Annotated in this window: 18 protein-coding genes and 3 rRNA genes; 11 read left to right on the forward strand and 10 right to left on the reverse strand. The window is 56.3% G+C overall.

Translation table 11 applies throughout. From position 1 onward, the window contains the following. Positions 1-2: 2 nt before the first annotated feature. The 3 genes from LG290_RS00140 to gpmI all read right to left on the reverse strand — a co-directional run bounded on the left by LG290_RS00140 (position 3) and on the right by gpmI (position 4145). Entirely contained in the window at positions 3-1298 is a 1296-nt protein-coding gene (locus tag LG290_RS00140) for a S41 family peptidase (protein WP_499835748.1), read from the reverse strand. 130 nt (positions 1299-1428) lie between these two features. Beyond that, the gene (locus LG290_RS00145; RefSeq protein ID WP_499835749.1) at positions 1429-2574 is read right to left on the reverse strand and encodes a murein hydrolase activator EnvC family protein; all 1146 of its coding nucleotides are present in this window, start codon (positions 2572-2574) and stop codon (positions 1429-1431) included. 5 nt (positions 2575-2579) lie between these two features. Next, positions 2580-4145 (reverse strand): 2,3-bisphosphoglycerate-independent phosphoglycerate mutase, encoded by a 1566-nt coding sequence (gene gpmI, locus LG290_RS00150; protein WP_499835750.1) that lies wholly within the window; start codon positions 4143-4145, stop codon positions 2580-2582. A 219-nt stretch (positions 4146-4364) separates the two neighbouring features. Between gpmI and LG290_RS00155 the strand changes: the two genes are divergently transcribed. The 7 genes from LG290_RS00155 (at position 4365) to ruvX (ending at position 9078) form a co-directional block, all read left to right on the forward strand. Continuing rightward, positions 4365-4787 carry a rhodanese-like domain-containing protein gene (locus tag LG290_RS00155; RefSeq protein ID WP_160419505.1) on the forward strand — a complete coding sequence of 141 codons (423 nt, stop codon included), beginning with the start codon at positions 4365-4367 and terminating at the stop codon, positions 4785-4787. 64 nt (positions 4788-4851) lie between these two features. Then, entirely contained in the window at positions 4852-5355 is a 504-nt protein-coding gene (gene secB / locus LG290_RS00160) for a protein-export chaperone SecB (protein WP_160419504.1), read from the forward strand. A gap of 4 nt (positions 5356-5359) precedes the next feature. Next, a complete protein-coding gene (locus tag LG290_RS00165; RefSeq protein WP_499835751.1) occupies positions 5360-6118 on the forward strand; it encodes a 16S rRNA (uracil(1498)-N(3))-methyltransferase in 759 nt (252 codons plus the stop codon). Between the two features lie 92 nt (positions 6119-6210). Continuing rightward, positions 6211-6906: a CvfB family protein gene (locus LG290_RS00170; protein WP_499835752.1), complete on the forward strand. Its 696-nt coding sequence runs from the start codon at positions 6211-6213 to the stop codon at positions 6904-6906. Between the two features lie 81 nt (positions 6907-6987). Further along, entirely contained in the window at positions 6988-7944 is a 957-nt protein-coding gene (gshB, locus tag LG290_RS00175; RefSeq protein ID WP_160419502.1) for a glutathione synthase, read from the forward strand. Positions 7945-8065: 121 nt separating this feature from the next. Next, a complete protein-coding gene (locus tag LG290_RS00180; RefSeq protein ID WP_499835753.1) occupies positions 8066-8623 on the forward strand; it encodes a YqgE/AlgH family protein in 558 nt (185 codons plus the stop codon). Beyond that, on the forward strand, positions 8623-9078 hold the full coding sequence (ruvX, locus tag LG290_RS00185; protein WP_160419500.1) for a Holliday junction resolvase RuvX: 456 nt from the start codon (positions 8623-8625) through the stop codon (positions 9076-9078). Before LG290_RS00180 ends, ruvX begins: the two co-directional genes overlap by 1 nt. Before the next feature lie 15 nt (positions 9079-9093). Here ruvX and LG290_RS00190 read toward each other — a convergent pair whose 3' ends face one another. After that, entirely contained in the window at positions 9094-10119 is a 1026-nt protein-coding gene (locus tag LG290_RS00190; protein WP_160419499.1) for an aspartate carbamoyltransferase, read from the reverse strand. A 562-nt stretch (positions 10120-10681) separates the two neighbouring features. On the opposite strand from LG290_RS00190, the gene LG290_RS00195 reads away from it, so the two are divergent. From LG290_RS00195 to rrf, 3 genes are all read left to right on the forward strand, one after another. Next, positions 10682-12215: ribosomal RNA gene (locus LG290_RS00195) — 16S ribosomal RNA — on the forward strand. A gap of 216 nt (positions 12216-12431) precedes the next feature. Then, a 23S ribosomal RNA gene (locus LG290_RS00200) occupies positions 12432-15322 on the forward strand. 91 nt (positions 15323-15413) lie between these two features. Next, positions 15414-15529, forward strand: a 5S ribosomal RNA gene (rrf, locus tag LG290_RS00205). Together the 16S, 23S and 5S rRNA genes form the textbook arrangement of a ribosomal RNA operon. A 146-nt stretch (positions 15530-15675) precedes the next feature. Here the strand turns inward: rrf and LG290_RS00210 are convergent. After that, complete coding sequence (locus tag LG290_RS00210; protein ID WP_499835754.1) at positions 15676-16869, reverse strand: nuclease/transposase family protein; 1194 nt, start codon at positions 16867-16869, stop codon at positions 15676-15678. A 128-nt stretch (positions 16870-16997) separates the two neighbouring features. On the opposite strand from LG290_RS00210, the gene LG290_RS00215 reads away from it, so the two are divergent. Then, entirely contained in the window at positions 16998-18326 is a 1329-nt protein-coding gene (locus LG290_RS00215) for a deoxyguanosinetriphosphate triphosphohydrolase (protein ID WP_499835755.1), read from the forward strand. On the opposite strand, the gene LG290_RS00220 is transcribed toward LG290_RS00215, so the two are convergent. The 5 genes from LG290_RS00220 to LG290_RS00240 all read right to left on the reverse strand — a co-directional run bounded on the left by LG290_RS00220 (position 18323) and on the right by LG290_RS00240 (position 23007). Beyond that, positions 18323-19234: a nuclease-related domain-containing protein gene (locus tag LG290_RS00220; RefSeq protein ID WP_499835756.1), complete on the reverse strand. Its 912-nt coding sequence runs from the start codon at positions 19232-19234 to the stop codon at positions 18323-18325. The genes LG290_RS00215 and LG290_RS00220 overlap by 4 nt on opposite strands. Before the next feature lie 80 nt (positions 19235-19314). Beyond that, positions 19315-19689: a translation initiation factor Sui1 gene (locus LG290_RS00225; protein WP_499835757.1), complete on the reverse strand. Its 375-nt coding sequence runs from the start codon at positions 19687-19689 to the stop codon at positions 19315-19317. A gap of 23 nt (positions 19690-19712) precedes the next feature. Next, the gene (locus LG290_RS00230; RefSeq protein WP_499835758.1) at positions 19713-20411 is read right to left on the reverse strand and encodes an HAD-IA family hydrolase; all 699 of its coding nucleotides are present in this window, start codon (positions 20409-20411) and stop codon (positions 19713-19715) included. Between the two features lie 324 nt (positions 20412-20735). Then, the gene (gene fba / locus LG290_RS00235; protein WP_499835759.1) at positions 20736-21800 is read right to left on the reverse strand and encodes a class II fructose-bisphosphate aldolase; all 1065 of its coding nucleotides are present in this window, start codon (positions 21798-21800) and stop codon (positions 20736-20738) included. 40 nt (positions 21801-21840) lie between these two features. Further along, entirely contained in the window at positions 21841-23007 is a 1167-nt protein-coding gene (locus LG290_RS00240; RefSeq protein WP_499835760.1) for a phosphoglycerate kinase, read from the reverse strand. Between the last annotated feature and the right edge of the window lie 20 nt (positions 23008-23027).

Consider the following 23027-nt stretch of genomic DNA (forward strand, 5'->3'; position numbering starts at 1 on the left):
CCCTAGCGTCGACGTCGGTCGACGACATTGAGCGCCTTGAGCAGGTTCAAGGCTTCTCCAAGTTGGTAATCGTCGCGTAGCCGCTGAGCGACCTCCTGGCGATCGCGCGGCGCCTCGAGCGAACGCAAGTGGCCTTCCAAGTCGGCCTCGCGAATTTCACGGCGAGATTCGGCGACTTCCAGGCGGCCACGCACCACCTCCACATCGGGTTCGATGCCTTGGGCCTGAATTGAACGCCCGTTGGGCGTGAAATACAGCGCAGTGGTCAGTTTCAGGCCTTCCCCGTTACCCAAGGGCATGACTTGTTGCACCGAGCCCTTGCCGAAGCTGTCGGTACCCATCACCACGCCACGACGCTGATCCTGCAAGGCGCCGGCGACGATTTCTGCTGCCGAGGCGCTACCGCTGTTGATCAATATCACCAGTGGCACCTCGGCGGCAGGGGTGGAGGGGGTGGCGGAAAATTCCATCTGGTTATCGGAGAGCCGCCCTTCGGTGTAGACGATCAAGCCTTCATCAAGAAAGATGTCAGCCACATCCACTGCGGCCTGAAGCACACCGCCGGGGTTGTTGCGCAGGTCCAGCACCAGCCCTTCGAGGGGTTGGTCGCGTGACATTCTTTCCAGCGCTTCCTGGGTCTGTTGCGCGGTGCGCGCCTGAAACTGGCTGATGCGCAAGTAACCATAGCCCGGCTCCAGCAAGTCGTGTTTGACACTCTCGGTGCGCACGATTTCGCGGGTCAGGGTCACTTCGCGAGGTGCGTCGTCACCACTGCGCAAAAGCATCAGCTGGATATCGGTGCCGGGCTCGCCGCGCATCAGGTTGACGGCTTCCTGAAGTGACATGCCTTCGGTCGGGGTGCCTTCGATACTGATGATAAGGTCGCGTGGTTGGAGCCCCGCACGTGACGCCGGGGTGTCATCGATCGGTGTGACGACCGTTAATTGGCCGTTCTCCATGCCCACTTCAATACCGATGCCGCCAAACTCACCTTGAGTCGACTCACGCAGGCTCTGATATTCCTCGCTATCGAGATAGGCGGAATGCGGATCGAGCTCGCTAAGCATGCCGCGCATGGCGTTGCGCAATAAGGTGCGGTCATCGACTTCTTCCACGTAGGCACGCTTGATACGTTCGAACACTTCGGCAAAGGTTTGAATGTCTTCCAGCGGAAGCTCATCGGTAGCCGGACTTTGCTGGGCGATACCGGGCAGCGGCGCCGCCAGCAGCACAACCGGAAGCAAGCTCAGCAAAAAGCGCTTGGCGGGAACCGGAAGGTGATTAACAGTTAGCGTCATGCAAACTCCGCAAGGCAGGGGCAGTACACTGCGCTTTATATGGTCAGGATTTTTGTGGTCAAGGTTTTATAGTCAGGATGGCTGTCAGCTTATCCCTTCCGTGGCGTGAGAGGAAAGCGTAGCTCCACGCTTAACGGTTAGCGATCCAGCGTTGGGGGTTGATCGGCTCCCCCCCTTGGCGAACTTCAAAATACAGCGCCGCCTCGGGCCTGCCGCCGCTGTCACCCACGCGGCCCAATTCATCGCCACGTGCAATCTTCTGACCCGGTCGAACACTGAAATGTTGCAGATGGGCATGCAGGGTCATGATCTGGTCGCCGTGATCAACGATCAGTAAATTACCAAAGCCACGCATCCAGTCGGCAAACACCACGCGGCCGGTGTGTACGGCGGTCACCGTTGTGCCGGCACTGGCCTGTATCACGATACCGTTATGATGCACGCCCTCGCTATTTTGAAAGCGCGAGGTGATCGTGCCTTGTACCGGCCAGGGCAAGTCGCCTTGGGTGCGCGCCATCTGGGTGCTGGGCGTGGGTTGTGCCAGGCGTGCAAGCTCCGCCTGTATTTCGCGCAGGGTACGTTCAGCTTGGTCGCGATTCTGATTGAGGCTTTCCAGGCGGGCTTCTTCCGTGGCGTAGCGGGCGTCCAGGCCACTAAGCAACTGGCGCCGTTCGGCCGTTTGTTGGGCTAACTGGGCACCTTGGGTCTCTAGCTGCTCTGAGAGCTTGTGCAGGCGTTCACTGCGGGTGGCCAGTTCGCGCTGAGTGTCTAAAAGGGCAGCGTCGAGTCGGGCGATAGTGGTCAGGCGCTGCGCGCGAGCCTCGGTCATATGGTTGAGATAGGCTTGCATGCGGTCCAGCTCCGCCGGGTCGTCCTGGTTGAGCAAGAGTTTCAGCTGAGGGGTGGCGCCAAGACGATAAAGGGCGTCAAGCTGCGCGCCCAGTGCCTGCTGTTGGGTGTCACGCTCGTTTTCCAGGGTTTCACGGTGGGCGTTGAGTTGCTTGGTTTCGGCATTCAACTGGCGACGCTGCGCCTGAAGGTGGTCCAGGCGTTGGTGGGTGTCGGCCAGTTGGGTTTCCACGGCACGCAATTCGCTCCCGGCCTTGTCGCGGGCTTCGCGGGTGTCGCCCAGGCGCCGGGAAAGCGCCTGAATCTGTTCGCCGACCGCATCGAGCTGTTGGCGGGCCGCCTCTTCACCCATGCTGGCGTGGCCGGCGGAGGTTATTCCCAGCGCCAGAAGCAACACCGCCAAGAACTCGAGGTGGCGTTTGCGCATGGGGCTCACTCGAGACGAATCAATGGTTTTCCCGTCATGGCAGTGGGAACAGGCTGGTTCATCAGGGTCAGCAAGGTGGGAGCAAGGTCGCATAGGCGTCCGTCTTCGAGGTGTGCCGGACGCTTGCCGACATAAATAAGCGGCACTTCAAAGGTGGTGTGAGACGTCTGAGTAACGCCGGTTTCCGGGTTGACCATTTGTTCGGCATTGCCGTGATCGGCAGTGATTAGGCAGGCGCCGCCGACACGTTCAATGGCTTCCACCACACGGGCAACGCATTGATCCACTGTTTCAATCGCTTTGACCGCTGCATCGAAGTCGCCGCTGTGACCCACCATGTCGCCGTTGGCGTAGTTGCACACGATCAGGTCGAAGGCTTGGCTATCAATCGCTTCGACCAGCTTGTCGGTGACTTCGACGGCGCTCATTTCGGGTTTTTCGTCGTAGGTTTTAACGTCCTGGGGGGAAGGCACCAGGATGCGCGTTTCTCCATCAAACTCCGTCTCACGACCACCGGAGAAGAAAAACGTCACATGGGCGTACTTCTCGGTTTCGGCGATACGCAGCTGGGTTAAGCCGCGATTTTCCATGACTTCACCCAACGTATCGGCCAGATCCGCGGGAGGAAAGGCGGCTGGCGCAGGGATATTGGCGGCGTATTGGGTCAGCATCACCAAGCCGTCAGCAGCCAGGACGGGGTGAACACGCCGTGGAAAACCGTTGAAGTCGGGGTCGACAAAGGCGCGAGTCAATTCGCGGGCACGGTCGGCTCGGAAGTTCATGAAAATCGCTGCATCGCCGTCTTCAATAGCGACGGTCTGGCCATTAGGGCGAATGCTGGTGGCGTGAACGAATTCATCGGTTTCATTGCGAGCATAGGCGGCATGCAGGGCACTTTCAGCGCTACTTGCCTGATACTCGCTTTCACCTTCGGTCAGCAAGCGGTAGGCCTGCTCCACCCGCTCCCAGCGATTGTCACGATCCAGGGCGTAAAAACGCCCGATAATGGAAGCGACAAAGCCATTTTCCGCACCGACCAGTTCGGCCAGGCGTTGATTGGCACGCTCAAGCGAAGGCTGAGCGCTCTGGGGAGGCATGTCACGGCCATCGAGAAAGGCGTGAAAATAAATGCGTTGTGCCCCACGGCGTGCGGCAAGCTCGGCCATGGCAAGAAAGTGGTCTTCATGGCTGTGAACCCCACCGGGCGAAAGCAGACCTAACAGGTGAACGGCGCCCCCCTGGGCTACCGCGGCATCAATGGGCGCAGTCAGGGTGGTGTTGGCATCCAGCTCACCGTCTTCAACCGCCTTGGTGATCCGGGTGAAGTCCTGGTAGACGATACGCCCGGCCCCCAGGTTCATGTGGCCCACCTCGGAGTTACCCATTTGGCCATCCGGCAAACCAACATGGCGCCCGTCGGTATGCACCAGCGCATGGGGACATTGCGACCACAGCTGATCCATGGTCGGCGTATGGGCCGCTGCCACCGCATTATGAGCGGTGTCCGGATTGTGGCCGTAGCCATCAAGAATAATCAACGCCACCGGGCGCGGAGTTGCTGAAATGTCCATGAAAACCTCGTTGTTCTGGCACGTCGGGGTTGGCAAGCGATACGCGCTATTGAGCGGATCAAGGTCGCGACGGGCGTCGGCTTGGGGCATCATAGCGCAGGCAACCCTTGGGCGTCATGGCAGATGCCTGCGCACTAAAGGGTGTGGCGTGTATACTTGTCGCGTTTCATCCACGGCTCGGCCGTTTTTTTCCGCATAGACCAAGAGATTGTGTACGCGATGATCGATCAGCTGTTCGAATTCGTGCAAAACCATCCCCTGCTTGTCGGGGCTTTCCTGCTGGTATTGATCACCTGGCTTGTCTACGAGGCACGTAGCGCTGCGACCAATGCAGTGACGTCGCCTCAAGCGACCCAGCTTATCAACCGCGAAGACGCGGTAGTGGTGGATATCCGCGAGGAAAAGGACTTCAAGGCCGGCCATATCGCCGGTGCACGCCATCTTCCGCAGAGTAAGCTGGAAAGCCGGATGTCAGAGCTGGAGAAGCTCAAGAGCCAGCCGATCATTCTGGTTTGCAAGCATGGCCAGAGTGCCGGTGCAGCGCAGGCTAAGCTCACCAAGGCAGGATTTGAGCATGTTCATAAGCTCAAGGGTGGCATGGCGCAATGGCAAGCCGATGGCCTGCCGGTGGTTAGAAAGTAAGCTCGGTTGACCAAGCTGACGCTTTCTACTTTATTTTTTACTGTTATATGACAAGGAGTTTCCCATGGCGGAAGACAATAACCAGAGTGCCGGCGCGCAGGCAGCCGCCGAAGGCGAAAAACCGCAGCTGAAATTTTCGCTGCAGCGCATTTACGTCAAGGATATTTCCTTTGAGTCGCCCAATTCGCCGGGGGTGTTTCAGCAGGCTTTCAAACCCAAGGTCAGCCTTGACTTGAATACCAGCAGCCAGAAAGTGGATGACAACCTCTATGAAGTGGTGATCAAGGTCACCGCTCAGGTCAAAGATAACGAAACTGAAATGACCTCCTTTCTGGCGGAGATCGAACAGGCCGGCCTGTTCCGCATTTCCGGGATTGAAGGTGCACAGCTGGATCAAACCCTGGGCGCGTTCTGCCCCAACCTTCTGTTCCCGTACGCACGTGAATGTGTGGACAACCTGGTAAACCGCGGTGGTTTCCCGCCGTTGATGTTGGCGCCGGTCAATTTCGAAGCGATGTACGCCCAGAAGAAACAGCGTGAAGCCCAGCAGGCTGAGCAGACACAGTAAGTAAATGCTGACGTCTTCTGATTGGTATGCCCAGCACGGCAAGATGCCGCGTCTGTACGTACCCGTGGCGTTTGCGCCAGGGGCTCAGGTGGTGTTGCCGGAAGGTCCGGCACGCCACCTGACGCGGGTGCTGCGTATGGGTGTGGGCGCAACGCTGGTAATGTTCGATGGCCAAGGGCGTGAAGCCGGCGCTCGGTTGAGCGAGGTGAATCGCAAGCAAACCGTAGTTGAGATAGAGGCTTGCTGGCCGGGACAGGCGGAATCCCCGCTTGCCGTGCATCTGGGCCAAGCGATTTCCAAGGGGGATCGCATGGACTACGCTATCCAGAAAGCGGTGGAGCTGGGCGTTGCCGCCATTACCCCCCTTTATACCGAGCACGGTGATGTGCGCTTGAAAGGCGAGCGAGAGGCGAAAAAGCTCGCGCATTGGCAAGCGGTGGCGGTGAGCGCTTGTGAGCAATGTGGCCGCGCCACGGTGCCGCCGGTGCATCCACCCCTCGCCTTGGCCGACTGGCTTGCCAAGCGTGATGAAAGCTTATGTCTGGTTCTGCATCCTGCCACTCAAGGGGCGCTCGAACAGGCAGTTTCCCCCGAGAAGGTGGCGCTGTTGATCGGCCCTGAAGGTGGGCTATCCTCCCAGGAGGTCGAGGCAGCACTGGCCGCCGAATTTTCTTCGCTGACGCTGGGTCCGCGTATCCTGCGCACTGAAACCGCGCCGGTGGTGGCTCTTTCTCTCCTTCAGGATCGTTTTGGGGATCTTTGAGTTTATTTTTCCCCAGCCAGCTATTTTTTTTGCATCAGTTTTTGTCTGCACCACCATTTTTTCTTCGGCATTCTTTTTCCAGGAAGACACCAATGGCTCATGAACCCCAAGTGCCTGCTCCCGGGCTGCTCGTTTCAGGTAAGGCTCAACCCGGGGATGTGGCCTATTTGAAGGTAGTCACGGTGAATGATACCGGGGCTTTTCTCGACTGGGGCCAGCCCAAGGATCTGTTGCTACCCTACAGCGAACAGCGCTTTCGTCCTGATCCGGGCAAGCGCGTGCTGGTGAAGGTATATGAAGACGAACGCGGCAGACCGGTTGCGACGATGCGTCTGGATCGCTTCCTGACCGACGACGCCTGGGTGCTGGAAGAAGGCGAAGCGGTGAACTTGGTCGTTGCGGATGCCACCGATCTGGGGATGAAAGTGGTGGTCAATCATCGCTACTGGGGATTGATCTTTCAGGATGACATTACCCAGCCGCTGAGGCGCGGCCAAGCACTCACTGGCTATGTCAAACAGCGCCGTGACGATGGGCGGTTGGATATTTCCTTGTTACCGCCGGGCGCCGCTCGTCTGGATGTGGTGGGTGACAAGATTCTGGAGGCTCTGCGTTTGAGCGGAGGCTATTTACCCTTGGGCGACAAGAGTGCCGCTAATGAAATCAAGGCGCGCCTGGGTGTCAGCAAAAGTGCCTACAAGCAGGCCATTGGCCGTCTTTACAAACAACGCCTGATCTCTCTTGAACCGAATGCTATTCGCCTGCTTCCGGGAGCTTTGGATGAATGAGTGCATTATCCAGGATTGTTGGACGAGAGCCAGCCGTGCGGCATACTGCCAGTCTATTGTTCTTGCCGGAATGTTGCCTAGATGAGCCAAAATAGCTTCAAGCTCGGCGTGGTAATGGATACCATTGCCGACCTCGCCTACAAGAAAGATTCGACCCTGGCCATGTTATGGGCCGCTCAGGATCGCGGTCACTCACTGCATTACATGGAACAGCAGGATCTGTTTCTGAATGCAGGCCAGGCTTATGCCCGCATCCGCCCCTTAACGGTACATCGTGACCCGGTTCGCTGGTTCACATTGGGTGAAGCAGAGGCACGGCCGCTGGCTGAGCTGGATGCGATCCTTATGCGCAAGGATCCCCCGGTGGATCTCGAGTTTACCAACGCCATTCACCTCTTGGGCTTTGCCGAACGTGAGGGCGTATTGGTGGTCAATCCCACCAGGGCGTTGCTTGAATGTAATGAAAAGCTATTTGCCCAGCAATTTCCCCAGTGTTGCCCGCCGTCGCTGGTGGCCAGCAATGTCGATGTGTTGCGTGCCTTCCATGCTGAGCATGGGGATGTGATCTTCAAGCCGCTGGATGGCATGGGCGGCACGGGTATCTTCCACATTACCCCTGAGGGTCGCAATCTGGGCGCGGTGCTCGAACAACTGACGCTACAAGGCCACCGGCAGATCATGGCGCAGCGCTATTTGCCGGCAATCAAGGAGGGGGATACCCGAATTCTGCTGGTTGATGGTGAACCCGTGCCCTATGGCTTGGCACGCATACCCTCCGCTGGGGAGACTCGCGGTAACCTGGCGGCAGGAGGACAGGGTGTCACCCGCGAATTGACCGAACGCGATCACTGGCTGATTCAACAGATACAGCCCATGATTCGTGAAAAGAACCTGATATTCGTAGGGCTGGATGTGATTGGTGATTATATTACTGAAATCAACGTCACCAGCCCCACTTGTGTGCGTGAAATCGACGACCAGCGGGGCACCGATATCGCTGGCCTGTTGCTGGATGCCATCGAGCGTCGTCTAGCGTAATGCGTCCGCTTTTTTATTGTTTAGCCGGCCGGGACAGGGTGCCTGTGGCGCTGTGGTTTACGTTCCGGTCAGGCATCGATCAGATGGAGCGTCGGCACTTGCCTGAACGCCCGGGAGCCTCATGCAAAGTTTGAAACATCATTTCCTTCTTGCCATGCCGCATCAGGAAGACCCCAACTTTTCCGGTAGTCTGGTCTATCTCTGTGACCATGATGAAAACGGCAGCATGGGAGTGATCGTCAATCATCCTTTGGATGTTGCCTTGGATGCTCTCTTCGATCAGCTGGAGTTGGGAGGCGAGGAAAGTCCGCATCGTGAGACGCCGGTATATTTCGGAGGACCGATGCACAAGGACCGTGGCTTTATTCTGCATCGCGGTGACAGCGACGATTGGGACTCCAGTATCCAAGTCGAAGACGGAATTGCGCTGACCACCTCCATGGATATTTTGCAGGCCCTGGCGGTCGGCCGAGGCCCTGAGCATTTTCTGGTGTGCCTTGGCTGCGCAGGCTGGGACGCCGGGCATATGGAAGAGGAGCTCAAGGATAATGCCTGGCTGACGGTGGAAGGGCAGAGCAATATCCTGTTCAGCATGCCTCCCGCCGAGCGCCTGTCGGCAGCGGCGGGGGTGCTGGGTATTGATCTCAATCTGATGACGCGAGACGCGGGGCACGCCTGATGGCCGAGGTAGGGCAGCGTCTGGTGTTGGCATTCGATTATGGTACGCGCCGCATCGGGGTAGCCGTCGGCAATGAAATGCTGCATAGCGCGCGGGAGCTTTCTGCGCTACCGGCCCGCGATGGCATTCCCGATTGGAATGTCGTCGCCCGGCTCATCGACGAATGGCAACCGGATGTTTTCGTGGTGGGGCTGCCGATCAACATGGATGGCAGTGAATCTGCAATGAGTACGCGCGCGCGTAAATTCGGCAACCGACTCCATGGGCGTTACGGCAAGCCTTGCGAAATGATCGATGAACGCGGCTCCACTCGTGAAGCCAAGTCGATTGCTCGCGAAGCCGGCCATCGTGGCAACTATCGCGAGCACAGCGTGGACGGTATCGCTGCGGTATTGATTCTTGAAGGTTGGTTCGCCCACAGAGAAGGGTTGCCAGGTGGGCGAAGCGCGCTTTAATGAAGTAACCTCGGTTTAGCGATCCAGGACGCCAATCTGCTTGGGTACGAACCAGCGTACCGGGCGCATATTCTCTTCGATCAAATCCTCCACCTTTAACAAGGTAGCGAAAATCGCCATACGCATGGGGATGCCGTTATCAGTCTGGCGAAAGATCGCCAGGCGTGGGTCACCGTTCAAATCCACATTGAGATCGTTAGCACCGGACCGGCTGTCGCGAGGCAACGGATGCATCACAATGGTGGTCGGTGAACAGTGCTGGTCAAGAAAAGCGCGGTCGACGATGAAGTCCTGGGAGACACCACTAAAACTCTCATTCATTTCCGTGGTGAAACGTTCTTTCTGGATACGCGTGGTATACACCACATCCAAGTCAGAAAAATCGCACGACAAGGTGTCGCGCTGTTCAATCTGATGCCCGCGAGATGCTACGAGATCGATCAGATATCCCGGCATTTCCAATCCCGGTGGGGAAACCAAGGTGATGCGCAAGGGATCGTAGAGCGATAACAGTTTGATCAATGAATGCACTGTCCGGCCATACTTCAGGTCACCAGTGAGCAGAATGTGAGCTCCAGCCAGTTTTTTGCCTAGCCGAGCAAATTCCTTGTCGATGGTATAAAGATCCAGCAATGCCTGGCTTGGGTGTTCGCCGGGGCCATCCCCCCCATTGATGACAGGCACATTCGTTGCAGCGGCAAATTCCGCCACTGAGCCTTGTTCAGGATGACGCATCACTATGGCGTCTACATAGCCGCTCATTACGCGACTGGTATCATAAAGCGATTCCCCTTTCGCCATTGAAGAAAACGTGAACCCGGTGGTGTCGCATACGCTGCCCCCTAGCCGGCAGAAGGCGGCATTGAAACTCACACGGGTTCGGGTGCTGGCCTCAAAGAATAAATTGCCCAGAACAGCACCCTCAAGCACGCGAGTAATCCGGCGGCGTTGAGCGATCGGTTCCATGCGTGCGGCAACGCGCAGTAGGTGATCAACGTTTTCGCGCTCTAGGGAGTCGACGGAAAGCAGGTGGGAACTCATCTCGAACCTCGGCGATTAGGGAAGTAGCCTCTAGTGTAACCGTGTGGGCTGGCTACCCCGAAGGGCTTTTATAGGAGGTTTCCGGTCTTTTTGGGGTTTTTTATCTCCAGGGCTTGCCAGTGTCCCGGCCAGGGGGTAGAGTACGCATCCGCTGCCGGGAACGCCAGGCGTTTCCAGCGGTGGAGCTTGCTGAAAAGCAAGCAGTGTCAAGGGGTTAGCGCTTTTTTTCAAAGCCTGGCTCGCCGAAGGAAGGAGATGAAATGATCGCCTTCAGTTCAATCGGTCCTTGACATTCTCGGTTAACGGCGTAGAATACGTCTTCCTCGCCGGGTGCTGATGAGGCGCAAGCCGGACAGCGACCGCGAGATGCTCTTTAACAATTGATCAGGTAATTCATGTGGGCGCTTGCCGATGAGGGTGACAATGTCACCGAAAATCAAGGCAAGCGACTCAAGCAATAAGGTTTTTCGGAACCTGTGTTGAATGAAATCGTTTGAACCTTGAGCCAAGTTTGATCCACTTCTGTGACTTTCGAGTGACAGGCAAGGATCACAATGATTTGAAACTGAAGAGTTTGATCATGGCTCAGATTGAACGCTGGCGGCAGGCCTAACACATGCAAGTCGAGCGGTAACAGGCCCTTCGGGGCGCTGACGAGCGGCGGACGGGTGAGTACTGCATAGGAATCTACCCGGTAGTGGGGGATAACCTGGGGAAACTCAGGCTAATACCGCATACGTCCTACGGGAGAAAGCAGGGGCCTTTTGGCCTTGCGCTATCGGATGAGCCTATGCCGGATTAGCTGGTTGGTGAGGTAATGGCTCACCAAGGCGACGATCCGTAGCTGGTCTGAGAGGATGATCAGCCACATCGGGACTGAGACACGGCCCGAACTCCTACGGGAGGCAGCAGTGGGGAATATTGGACAATGGGGGCAACCCTGATCCAGCCATGCCGCGTGTGTGAAGAAGGCCTTCGGGTTGTAAAGCACTTTCAGCGAGGAAGAACGCCTGGCGGTTAATACCCGCCAGGAAAGACATCACTCGCAGAAGAAGCACCGGCTAACTCCGTGCCAGCAGCCGCGGTAATACGGAGGGTGCGAGCGTTAATCGGAATTACTGGGCGTAAAGCGCGCGTAGGCGGCGTGATAAGCCGGTTGTGAAAGCCCTGGGCTCAACCTGGGAACTGCATCCGGAACTGTCAGGCTAGAGTGCAGGAGAGGAAGGTAGAATTCCCGGTGTAGCGGTGAAATGCGTAGAGATCGGGAGGAATACCAGTGGCGAAGGCGGCCTTCTGGACTGACACTGACGCTGAGGTGCGAAAGCGTGGGTAGCAAACAGGATTAGATACCCTGGTAGTCCACGCCGTAAACGATGTCGACCAGCCGTTGGGTGCCTTGAGCACTTTGTGGCGAAGTTAACGCGATAAGTCGACCGCCTGGGGAGTACGGCCGCAAGGTTAAAACTCAAATGAATTGACGGGGGCCCGCACAAGCGGTGGAGCATGTGGTTTAATTCGATGCAACGCGAAGAACCTTACCTACCCTTGACATCCTGCGAAGCCGGAAGAGATTCTGGTGTGCCTTCGGGAGCGCAGAGACAGGTGCTGCATGGCTGTCGTCAGCTCGTGTTGTGAAATGTTGGGTTAAGTCCCGTAACGAGCGCAACCCTTGTCCTTATTTGCCAGCGGGTCATGCCGGGAACTCTAAGGAGACTGCCGGTGACAAACCGGAGGAAGGTGGGGACGACGTCAAGTCATCATGGCCCTTACGGGTAGGGCTACACACGTGCTACAATGGCCGGTACAAAGGGTTGCGAGCTCGCGAGAGTCAGCGAATCCCAGAAAGCCGGTCTCAGTCCGGATCGGAGTCTGCAACTCGACTCCGTGAAGTCGGAATCGCTAGTAATCGTGAATCAGAATGTCACGGTGAATACGTTCCCGGGCCTTGTACACACCGCCCGTCACACCATGGGAGTGGACTGCACCAGAAGTGGTTAGCCTAACGCAAGAGGGCGATCACCACGGTGTGGTTCATGACTGGGGTGAAGTCGTAACAAGGTAGCCGTAGGGGAACCTGCGGCTGGATCACCTCCTTAAACGACACGTCAGCCCTTGCGGCAAGCGCTCACAATGAATTACCTGATCAAGACGCTGAGAGTAAGCAGTGAACAACCATCTAAGCGGTTAGCGATAGATGCTTTTTCACTGCTTATCAGCAGTCGCTCTTTAACAATGTATATCATGCTGATGAACGCAGAAGACGCAAGTCTTCTGCATGTTGTCATTGCGACCCAGACTCCTTCGGGTTATAGGGTCAAGCAATGAAGCGCACACGGTGGATGCCTAGGCAGCCAGAGGCGATGAAAGACGTGGCAGCCTGCGATAAGGCTCGGCGAGGTGGCAAACAACCTGTGACCCGGGCATTTCTGAATGGGGAAACCCACTCATCACAAGATGAGTATCGTGCACTGAATACATAGGTGTACGAGGCGAACCAGGGGAACTGAAACATCTAAGTACCCTGAGGAAAAGAAATCAACCGAGATTCCCCTAGTAGCGGCGAGCGAACGGGGACCAGCCCTTAAGCGTGTGACTGATTAGGCGAACAAGCTGGGAAGCTTGGCCGTAGCGGGTGATAGCCCCGTAGTCGAAAATCTGATCACGTGAAATCGAGTAGGTCGGGGCACGAGAAACCTTGACTGAACATGGGGGGACCATCCTCCAAGGCTAAATACTCCTGGCTGACCGATAGTGAACCAGTACCGTGAGGGAAAGGCGAAAAGAACCCCGGAGAGGGGAGTGAAATAGATCCTGAAACCGTGTGCGTACAAGCAGTCGGAGCCCACTTGTTGGGTGACGGCGTACCTTTTGTATAATGGGTCAGCGACTTATTTTCAGTGGCGAGGTTAACCGTATAGGGGAGCCGTAGGGAAACCGAGTCTTAACTGGGCGCGCTAGTCGCTGGAAATAGACCCGAAACCGGGCGATCTATCCATGAGCAGGGTGAAGGTTGAGTAACATCAACTGGAGGCCCGAACCAGGATCTGTTGAAAAAGATTTGGATGACTTGTGGATCGGAGTGAAAGGCTAATCAAGCCCGGAGATAGCTGGTTCTCCTCGAAAGCTATTTAGGTAGCGCCTCATGTATCACCACCGGGGGTAGAGCACTGTTTCGGCTAGGGGGTCATCCCGACTTACCAACCCGAGGCAAACTCCGAATACCGGTGAGTGCAGCGTGGGAGACACACAGCGGGTGCTAACGTCCGTTGTGAAAAGGGAAACAACCCAGACCGTCAGCTAAGGTCCCCAAATCCTGGTTAAGTGGGAAACGATGTGGGAAGGCTCAGACAGCTAGGAGGTTGGCTTAGAAGCAGCCACCCTTTAAAGAAAGCGTAATAGCTCACTAGTCGAGTCGGCCTGCGCGGAAGATGTAACGGGGCTAAACCAGGTACCGAAGCTACGGGTGCGTTCTTAGGAATGCGCGGTAGAGGAGCGTCGTGTACGCCGATGAAGGTGGATTGAGAAGTCTGCTGGAGGTATCACGAGTGCGAATGCTGACATGAGTAACGATAAAGGGCGTGAAAAACGCCCTCGCCGGAAGACCAAGGGTTTCTGTTCGACGCTAATCGGAGCAGAGTGAGTCGGCCCCTAAGGCGAGGCCGAAAGGCGTAGTCGATGGAAAACGGGTCAATATTCCCGTACCGGACATGATTGCGATGGGGGGACGGAGAAGGCTAGGTGGGCCAGGCGTTGGTTGTCCTGGTGAAAGTGAGTAGGCCGAGGTCCTAGGCAAATCCGGGACCTTAACGCCGAGACACGAGATGAACTGACTACGGTCAGGAAGTCACTGATGCCACGCTTCCAGGAAAAGCCTCTAAGCTTCAGATCATGTGCGACCGTACCCCAAACCGACACAGGTGGTCAGGGAGAGAATCCCAAGGCGCTTGAGAGAACTCGGGTGAAGGAACTAGGCAAAATGGTGCCGTAACTTCGGGAGAAGGCACGCCGGCGTAGGGTGACGGGACTTGCTCCCTGAGCCCGAACCGGTCGAAGATACCAGGTGGCTGCAACTGTTTATTAAAAACACAGCACTCTGCCAACGCGCAAGCGGACGTATAGGGTGTGACGCCTGCCCGGTGCCGGAAGGTTAAATGATGGTGTTAGCCCTCGGGCGAAGCTCTTGATTGAAGCCCCGGTAAACGGCGGCCGTAACTATAACGGTCCTAAGGTAGCGAAATTCCTTGTCGGGTAAGTTCCGACCTGCACGAATGGCGTAATGATGGCCACGCTGTCTCCACCCGAGACTCAGTGAAATTGAAATCGCCGTGAAGATGCGGTGTACCCGCGGCTAGACGGAAAGACCCCGTGAACCTTTACTATAGCTTCACACTGGACGCTGATGTTGCCTGTGTAGGATAGCTGGGAGGCTAGGAACCCCGGACGCCAGTTCGGGGGGAGCCAACCTTGAAATACCAGCCTGGCATCATTGGCGTTCTCACTCAGGTCCCTTATCGGGATCGAGGACAGTGTGTGGTGGGTAGTTTGACTGGGGCGGTCTCCTCCCAAAGCGTAACGGAGGAGCACGAAGGTACCCTCAGCACGGTCGGACATCGTGCATTGAGTGCAAGAGCATAAGGGTGCTTGACTGCGAGACAGACACGTCGAGCAGGTGCGAAAGCAGGTTCTAGTGATCCGGTGGTTCTGTATGGAAGGGCCATCGCTCAACGGATAAAAGGTACTCCGGGGATAACAGGCTGATACCGCCCAAGAGTTCACATCGACGGCGGTGTTTGGCACCTCGATGTCGGCTCATCACATCCTGGGGCTGAAGTCGGTCCCAAGGGTATGGCTGTTCGCCATTTAAAGTGGTACGCGAGCTGGGTTTAGAACGTCGTGAGACAGTTCGGTCCCTATCTGCCGTGGGCGTTGGACGTTTGAGAAGGGCTGCTCCTAGTACGAGAGGACCGGAGTGGACGACCCTCTGGTGTTCCGGTTGTCACGCCAGTGGCATTGCCGGGTAGCTATGGTCGGACGGGATAACCGCTGAAAGCATCTAAGCGGGAAGCCCCCTTCAAGATGAGACGTCCCCGAGGCCTTGAGCCTCCTGAAGGGCCCAGCGAGACCAGCTGGTTGATAGGCACGGTGTGGAAGCGCTGCAAGGCGTTGAGCTAACGTGTACTAATGGCCCGTGAGGCTTGACCCTATAACACCCAAGGGGTCTGATCGCAGGACAACAGACAATCAGCCCGTCGCCCAGGCGACGTGCCCTCAGCATGATAGACATTAAAGTTTTGCCTGACGACCATAGCGTCCGGGAACCACCTGATCCCTTGCCGAACTCAGTCGTGAAACCGTTCCGCGCCGATGGTAGTGTGGGGTCTCCCCATGCGAGAGTAGGTCATCGTCAGGCACCTATTCGAAAAAATCCCCCGAGGCTACCCGCCCCGGGGGATTTTTTTTGCCCGGAAAACAGGCCCAGAGGTTTTGTGCCAGAATGGCGCTATTGAACCCTCCGACGATTCATTCAAAGAATAGAATCGCGGATTCCCATCACTCTCACGCGCTTTGTTGCCAAAGTGTGGAGAGCGTGACCGGAGTTCGCGGTGTGCGAGTCGACGTTTGCGAGCTCACACGGGCGGTAGCCTTGCGGCCACGCCCTTGGTAAACAACATGCCCGCGGGCGGCGATGTTATAAGCAGCATTAAGGTCCGCGTGGTAGCGCTTGCCGGTGCTAAACGTACACTGACTATAATTGTCCTTATCGCGTTTCACCGGCCCTGACCCGTCGAACGCTTTCGGACGCCAGCCTTTCAGGTCTTCGATGGCAATGGCTTGGCAGCCGTGGTCGAACGCGAGATTCACCAGCTGCCGACTGATCTGATGGGCCTGGTTATCCGCCAGACTGGTCAGCCGTTGGTGATCGCGGCGGCAGAAGCCCGGTGGCAACCGGCTTCCGTGCCGGGTTTGCTTCCGTGCCTGACGGCGGATGCGTTGCATGAGCCGATACTCCCGGTCTTTATCCGTGCGCGAGAGAAACCCGCGTGCGTGGACAGTGCCTTGAGCATCGACGACCGCCCAGGTCGCCGCCGTGTTAATGCCAACGTCCACCGCAAGCACCCGGTCAGGGGCGCCTTTGGCGGGCTTGGGTGGATCGAACTGTTCGGGCAACGAGAGCTGCCATTGTCGACCGTCAGTGGTCAGTAGCGGGGATTTGGCCCTGCCTTTCCCCCGGAACCGGCATATTCCCTTGAGCCGAAATCCCATCCAGACCCAATCATTGTGCTGTCGCACCTTGATAAAGGCATGGCTGGCATCGGCATTGATCTTGGCGCACTGGCTCCCGTAAAGGCTCGGAAAGGTCTTGGTGCTGGATGTCAGGCGCGGTGGTTTGGCGTGCAGGTGTTTACGATCACCGCTGCGCCACGCCTCAAACCGTGTCACGAAGGAGCGGACTTGACCGACCGCATCCATAATAGCGACACGGCGAAGGTACGATGGAAATTTGTAGTAGCGTTTAGCAAAGGACGTGTAGCGTACCTGTGGTCGTTTTTGGGTGGGATGTATCAGCCGTTCTATTACCTCGACCACCGCGTTCCCTTCGCAGACGCCGACCTGCGGCCAGTGCGTATACGCCACGGTCATGAAATCGCGCACCAATCGCCGATACAGCGCCAGCGTATTCGTCAGAGCGGTCTGTTGGTCGGCACTGGTGACGTGTAGCGCCAAGGAGTCGGAACGGATGATTGGCATAAGAAAACTATATATCCAACCAGTTATAAGAACAAGCAAGGCTGACGCCTTGCCCTGTCTTAACTGCCGATTCATTCAAAGAATCGAATCGCAGAATGCGGCACGATTTTGTTCAAGGAGGGAAGCCCATGACCCAAATGCGCTGGGAACGATTACTTTCTCCGCAACGTCTGCACGATAGCCGACCGGGAGGATCTCAGGAAATCGGCCGTAGTCCCTTTCATAAGGATCATGACCGCATTGTCTTTTCCGGCTCGTTTCGTCGCTTGGGGCGAAAGACCCAAGTGCACCCGCTGACCGAAAACGATCATATACATACACGCCTGACGCACTCTCTGGAAGTCGGTTGCGTCGGGCGCTCCCTTGGCATGATTGTGGGTGAGCTGTTGCGTGACCATTTACCTGCCTGGATTACTCCTGCTGATATGGGTGTTATCGTACAGACCGCTTGCCTGGGACACGATATCGGTAATCCGCCCTTTGGCCATGCGGGCGAGTATGCCATCCGCGATTGGTTTCAGCGCGCTGAGACTAGCGGCTTGCTTAAAGGCCTCTCGCAGGCTGAGCGGGAAGATCTTCTAACCTACGAAGGCAATGCTCAGGGGTTCCGCGTAATTACTCAGATCGAATATAACCAGTTCAATGGTGGTATGCGCTTGAGCGCTGCAACGCTGGGGACTCTGCTGAAATATCCCTGGACGGTGGAACATGCCGGCCAAGCAGGAAAATTTGGCTGTTATCAGTCCGAAAAAGCCTTACTGGATGAAGTTGCCACAGCACTTGGTTTGATTCCGCAAGGGCCACAGCGCTGGTGTCGCCATCCTTTGGCCTGGTTAGTCGAAGCTGCCGATGATATTTGTTATGCCCTTCTTGATCTGGAAGATGGTCTGGAAATGGGCATTCTACGCTATTCGGAAGTTTCTGAAATTCTTCAACAAATTGCGGGAGATATTCCACCGGATTATGCTGCCATGCAGGCTCGGGGTGCCTCGCAGCGACGCTGCATTGCCTTATTGCGAGGTGCAGCAATGGAGCGAGCAGTCAATGAAGTGGGAGCGGTATTCGTGCAGCATGAAAATGCTTTGCTTAATGGCTCGCTACAACAGGACTTGCTAGAGCTATGCCATCCGGATTTAGGCTGGGGTGTCCAGGCAGCCAAACAATTGGCTCGCGAGCGGATTTTCCAGAATGAACGCAAAGCTAAATTGGAGATTGGCGCTTACACCACCCTGGGCATTCTTCTGGAGGCTTTCATCGGAGCGGCTTTCGAATTGCATCACACCGGCCATTCCTCTTTCAAACACCAGCGCGTACTGGCCTTGATTGGTGAAAATACCCCTCTACCTTCGTGGCCGTTATATGCCAGCTATCGGCGCATGCTCGACTTTATCGGTGGCATGACCGATCACTATGCTGTGGATTTGGCTCAAGAGATGGGAGGGCGCCTGCGCGGTTAAACCGACGGCTGCTTGAAGCGCTTGAGTTGCAAGGTTTGTGAACGCTCTACAAGCAGGCGAATGACCTTGTCATGAATGGCTTGGCTCATAGTGCCGGGTGTCAGCTCGGTCAGCTGCCGTGCCAAGGTTTCACCACTGACCACCAATATATCGGCTGCGGCTTCTCGGGTATCGATTTCCCATCCAGGCAATGCTAAAACACCCTGCACAGGGACTGCCACACCGCAATGCTGAGTTAGCCATTGGCTCATCCAGCGCGTTCCTTGGCGTGTCTTATATAGCGGTCGGCGTTCCTGCCAGTGAGGAAAACGTAAACGCTCCCGCTCCACAGCCACCTGCTTGAGTTCACGCCCATCCGTGGTAACCGGCCAGGCACGTGCTCTAGTTTCAACCACAAAAATGCCATGCGGGGTTACTGCTACATGATCGATGGTAAAACTATCGGTAGGCACATCATGAAAAACATAATAAGGGTGGGCTTCTGGCCGAATCAGTTGCTCAAGTTCCTGGCCGATTGCAAGGTCACAAGCCAGGCCCAGTTTGAGTCGTCGGATCCGTTGGTAATCCCGAATCAACAGTAGAGAGAAAGCCAATACCAGCCCAGTACTCAGCAACCCATACAGCGCCCATTCGACCCAATCCTGCTGGGGAGCGAACAGCATTCTTCCCATGCCATAGACAAGAGGGGCAAGGCTAATAATGGGGCCTAAGGCACCGTTGATAAATAAGCTGGAAAAGGCATTATCCAGCCGGTCACGCAATGCTTGCCCCGGCTCTCTGAGCAAGTGTGCATCGAGAGGTGAATGCACCCGGGCATCATGCAAGTTTCGCAGGGTCACCACGATGCCGGCCATTGCCGCCATGGGAAACAAGAATATCAGGGGTAAAAGGTATTCCAGCCAAACCATTGGATTTCCTTGCCCCGGAAGGGTGAGTGATAAAGTGAAACGAGCGGGCGGTGATGGAATCGCTGCATCGAGATAGTGAACTAGCCCCCGGCGAGTTTGACCGTGTAGCCTTGCCGGCTCAATTCCTCGCGTAGGGTCTCGCGGTGATCGCCCTGAATTTCAATGATACCGTCTTTCACTGCACCGCCGGTACCGCATCGTTTCTTGAGCTGTTTGGCCAAATTTTTCAATTCGGCTTCGGGTAGCGGAAGACCGGCTACGGTAGTAACGCCCTTGCCCTTTCGGCCGCTGGTTTCACGTCGTATGCGTACGGTGCCATCCAGTAATGCAAGACGCTCTTGTTGAGCCAATTCTTCGCACTGGCACTGCTCGACCGGCTGGCGGCAGGCAGGGCATGTTTCACCATGCTCGGTAGAATACACTAGTCCGGTGTGCTGATCTCTGGAAGAGGCCATGGCTAAGCTCCTTGATACTCGCGTTACGGTACATTGCGTACAGGGTAAGATGATGTTTTACGCATCGACACTAGGTTAGCCACCATTGCCGGAAGCTGAAACATACTAGTGATCATGATAGCCCCTTCCGGGGTTAGCTCGGCATCTGGATAGCGGTTCACGTGAATTACCGTCATGCCTGCTTCCAGCGCTGCACGCACTCCCACAATGGCGTCATCAATGGCGATACAGTCGCGAGCAGCAAACCCCATGATGCTGGCAGCATGTAAATGCAGACAAGGCTCTGGTTTCCAGCAATTGGCGGTATACCCACTGAACAACCGTTCCCCGAAGTAATGGGTTAGGCCGGTGACTTTCAGTGCGGCACGGATTTTGGTTTCTGGCCCATTGGAGACCACCGCGCTGGGGTAGTCTGAAAGCGCCTCGAGTGCTTCGATGGCTCCGGGAATAGGGGTCAGCTCAAGCTCTAGTCGTCGTGCCAGATTGGCACGCATCGCAGTTTCCATGATATTGAGTTGCTCGGTATCAACGGCACCATGTCGTTGCTGCAACTCAGCCACAATGCGCCTGAAGCGTGTTCCACGAAACTCGCCCAGATAATCTTCGGCCACGAAAGGCAGTCCCACGGCATTTAAACTGATCGCCATTTCTTCGGCCAGCAGTGGTTCACTGTCAACCAAGGTTCCGTCGCAATCAAATAGCAGGCAGAGTGGGCGAGACATTAGAGTTCCCTTGCAAGCGATTCAGCAGATAGCCAGTGTCACATAAGTCGCCGAACAATGGCTATTGAACGCAATTTTTGCCCTTTTGTGAACAGTGTTTTGTAATTTTTTGACAAATACGCTTAGAAAGCATGGAATAGTTCGGAAGGGTGACTTCAGTCTATGAAAAGATTTTTACCTAGCGACGCAAGGTCATAGTGAGGCACTGCGTAACTTGATCTCACTGAAGCTGGTGTCTGGTTGCGCTATATATCGCCTAGAGAAAAGCAACAAAAACAAAAAAGGCAGCCTCTAAGGGCCGCCCGGTCAAGCACCACTGTGATGTTATCTTACCTTGGGGTTTAGCTCGCCACGCTCATAACGCATGGACATTTCTTCAAGCGTGATCGGCTTGATGCGGCTGGCATTGCCTGCAGTGCCGAAGGCTTCATAGCGAGCGACACAGATGTCGCGCATGGCGTCGACGGTTGCCTTGAGAAATTTGCGCGGATCGAATTCTGAGGGGTTCTGGGCCAGAAAACGGCGAACCGCTCCAGTGGATGCCAAACGCAGATCGGTATCAATATTGACCTTGCGAACCCCGTGTTTGATGCCTTCAACGATTTCCGAAACGGGTACGCCATAGGTTTCGGGAATCTCGCCGCCGTACTGGTTGATCACATCCAGCCATTCCTGGGGCACCGAGGAAGAACCGTGCATGACCAGATGGGTATCCGGAATACGGGCATGGATCTCCTTGATACGCTGAATAGAGAGTGTATCGCCGGTGGGCGGCTGGGTGAACTTGTAAGCGCCGTGGCTGGTACCGATGGCAATAGCTAGGGCATCCACATGGGTGGCCTTGACGAAATCGGCGGCTTCTTCCGGGTCGGTGAGCATCTGCTCATGGGACAGTTGGCCTTCGGCACCGATGCCGTCTTCCTCGCCGGCCATCCCGGTTTCCAAACTACCCAGACAACCCAACTCGCCTTCCACGGAAACGCCGCAAGCATGGGCCATTTCCACGGTGCGGCGAGTAACGTCGACGTTATAGGCATAATCCATCGGCGTTTTGCCATCTTCACCCAGTGAGCCGTCCATCATCACTGAAGAAAAGCCCAGCTGGATGGAACGCTGACATATAGCGGGGCTGGTGCCGTGATCCTGGTGCATGGCCACGGGAATATGTGGAAACTCTTCCACGGCAGCAAGAATCAGATGGCGCAGAAAAGGGGCGCCAGCGTATTTGCGTGCCCCGGCGGAAGCTTGAATGATTACCGGCGAATCGGTGGCGTCGGCGGCTTCCATGATGGCGCGCATCTGTTCCAGATTGTTGACGTTGAAAGCCGGGATGCCATAACCGCGCTCAGCGGCGTGGTCGAGCATTTGGCGCATGCTGATCAGTGCCATGGTGTTACCTTTTGCAAAAATGAGTGATTAACGTATTGAATTAATATGCGGCCGCTGCCTCGAGGGCGGCGACGGCAGGCAGTTGCTTGCCTTCCACGTATTCGAGAAAAGCGCCGCCGCCAGTAGAAATATACGAAACCTGGTCAGCGATAGCGTATTTATCGATGGCCGCCAGGGTGTCGCCACCGCCGGCGATGGAAAATGCCTGGCTCTCGGCGATAGCACGAGCGATGATTTCCGTTCCCTTGCCGAACTGGTCGATTTCAAACACGCCCACCGGGCCGTTCCAAAGAATCGTCCCGGCATCCTTGAGCATGGCGGCCAGACGAGCGGCGGTCTCGGGGCCGATATCCAGGATCATTTCATTATCGCTTACCTGGTCAACCGGTTTGATCACCGCTTCGGCCTGTTCGGAAAACTCCGTGGCCACGACCACATCGCTCGGTAGCGGTATGTTGACCTTGGCCATCAAGGTCTTGGCCTGGCCAATGAGATCGGCCTCATACAGCGACTTGCCTACGTTGTAACCGGCGGCCGCGATGAAAGTATTGGCGATGCCTCCGCCGACGATCAACTGATCGCATGTCTCGGAAAGTGCACTGAGCACTTCCAGCTTAGTCGATACCTTGGCGCCACCGACAATCGCAATCATCGGGCGTGCTGGGGTCGCCAATGCCTTTTCCAGCGCATGCAGTTCACCGGCAAGCAAGGGGCCCGCGCAGGCTTTCGGCGCGAAACGTGCCACGCCGTGAGTGGAAGCCTGGGCACGGTGGGCGGTACCGAAGGCGTCCATCACGAAGATGTCACACAGAGCGGCGTATTGCTTGGAAAGCATTTCGTCGTCTTTCTTTTCGCCCTCGTTGAAGCGCACGTTTTCAAGCAGTACCACCTCGCCGTCAGCTAGATCCAAAGCGACGTCCAGGTAGTCCTTGATCAGGGTCACCGGGCGGCCGAGTAGATCACCGAGACGTGCAGCGACCGGGGCTAGGGAAAACTCCTCTGTAAGTTCGCCTTCGGTAGGACGGCCAAGGTGACTCATCAGCATGACTTTGGCCCCGGCGGCCGTCGCCGCCTGGATAGTGGGCAATGCGGCGCGCAAGCGAGCATCGCTGCTGACGCTGCCATGCTTGACCGGTACGTTGAGATCCTCACGGATCAATACGCGCTGACCCGCTAGGGGCAGGTCGGTCATCTTGTGCACATTCATGTGAGCGAGTTCCTCATGTT

Source organism: Halomonas sediminis, from assembly GCF_044871105.1.
In the GTDB taxonomy this organism is placed as follows: Bacteria; Pseudomonadota; Gammaproteobacteria; order Pseudomonadales; family Halomonadaceae; genus Vreelandella; species Vreelandella zhuhanensis.

Excerpts from the sequence above, each read along its gene's own strand:
- LG290_RS00140 (WP_499835748.1), bottom strand. The coding sequence starts at position 1,298 with ATGACGCTAACTGTTAATCACCTTCCGGTTCCCGCCAAGCGCTTTTTG.
- LG290_RS00145 (WP_499835749.1), bottom strand. The coding sequence starts at position 2,574 with ATGCGCAAACGCCACCTCGAGTTCTTGGCGGTGTTGCTTCTGGCGCTG.
- gpmI (WP_499835750.1), bottom strand. The coding sequence starts at position 4,145 with ATGGACATTTCAGCAACTCCGCGCCCGGTGGCGTTGATTATTCTTGAT.
- LG290_RS00155 (WP_160419505.1), top strand. The coding sequence starts at position 4,365 with ATGATCGATCAGCTGTTCGAATTCGTGCAAAACCATCCCCTGCTTGTC.
- secB (WP_160419504.1), top strand. The coding sequence starts at position 4,852 with ATGGCGGAAGACAATAACCAGAGTGCCGGCGCGCAGGCAGCCGCCGAA.
- LG290_RS00165 (WP_499835751.1), top strand. The coding sequence starts at position 5,360 with ATGCTGACGTCTTCTGATTGGTATGCCCAGCACGGCAAGATGCCGCGT.
- LG290_RS00170 (WP_499835752.1), top strand. The coding sequence starts at position 6,211 with ATGGCTCATGAACCCCAAGTGCCTGCTCCCGGGCTGCTCGTTTCAGGT.
- gshB (WP_160419502.1), top strand. The coding sequence starts at position 6,988 with ATGAGCCAAAATAGCTTCAAGCTCGGCGTGGTAATGGATACCATTGCC.
- LG290_RS00180 (WP_499835753.1), top strand. The coding sequence starts at position 8,066 with ATGCAAAGTTTGAAACATCATTTCCTTCTTGCCATGCCGCATCAGGAA.
- ruvX (WP_160419500.1), top strand. The coding sequence starts at position 8,623 with ATGGCCGAGGTAGGGCAGCGTCTGGTGTTGGCATTCGATTATGGTACG.
- LG290_RS00190 (WP_160419499.1), bottom strand. The coding sequence starts at position 10,119 with ATGAGTTCCCACCTGCTTTCCGTCGACTCCCTAGAGCGCGAAAACGTT.
- LG290_RS00210 (WP_499835754.1), bottom strand. The coding sequence starts at position 16,869 with ATGCCAATCATCCGTTCCGACTCCTTGGCGCTACACGTCACCAGTGCC.
- LG290_RS00215 (WP_499835755.1), top strand. The coding sequence starts at position 16,998 with ATGACCCAAATGCGCTGGGAACGATTACTTTCTCCGCAACGTCTGCAC.
- LG290_RS00220 (WP_499835756.1), bottom strand. The coding sequence starts at position 19,234 with ATGGTTTGGCTGGAATACCTTTTACCCCTGATATTCTTGTTTCCCATG.
- LG290_RS00225 (WP_499835757.1), bottom strand. The coding sequence starts at position 19,689 with ATGGCCTCTTCCAGAGATCAGCACACCGGACTAGTGTATTCTACCGAG.
- LG290_RS00230 (WP_499835758.1), bottom strand. The coding sequence starts at position 20,411 with ATGTCTCGCCCACTCTGCCTGCTATTTGATTGCGACGGAACCTTGGTT.
- fba (WP_499835759.1), bottom strand. The coding sequence starts at position 21,800 with ATGGCACTGATCAGCATGCGCCAAATGCTCGACCACGCCGCTGAGCGC.
- LG290_RS00240 (WP_499835760.1), bottom strand. The coding sequence starts at position 23,007 with ATGAATGTGCACAAGATGACCGACCTGCCCCTAGCGGGTCAGCGCGTA.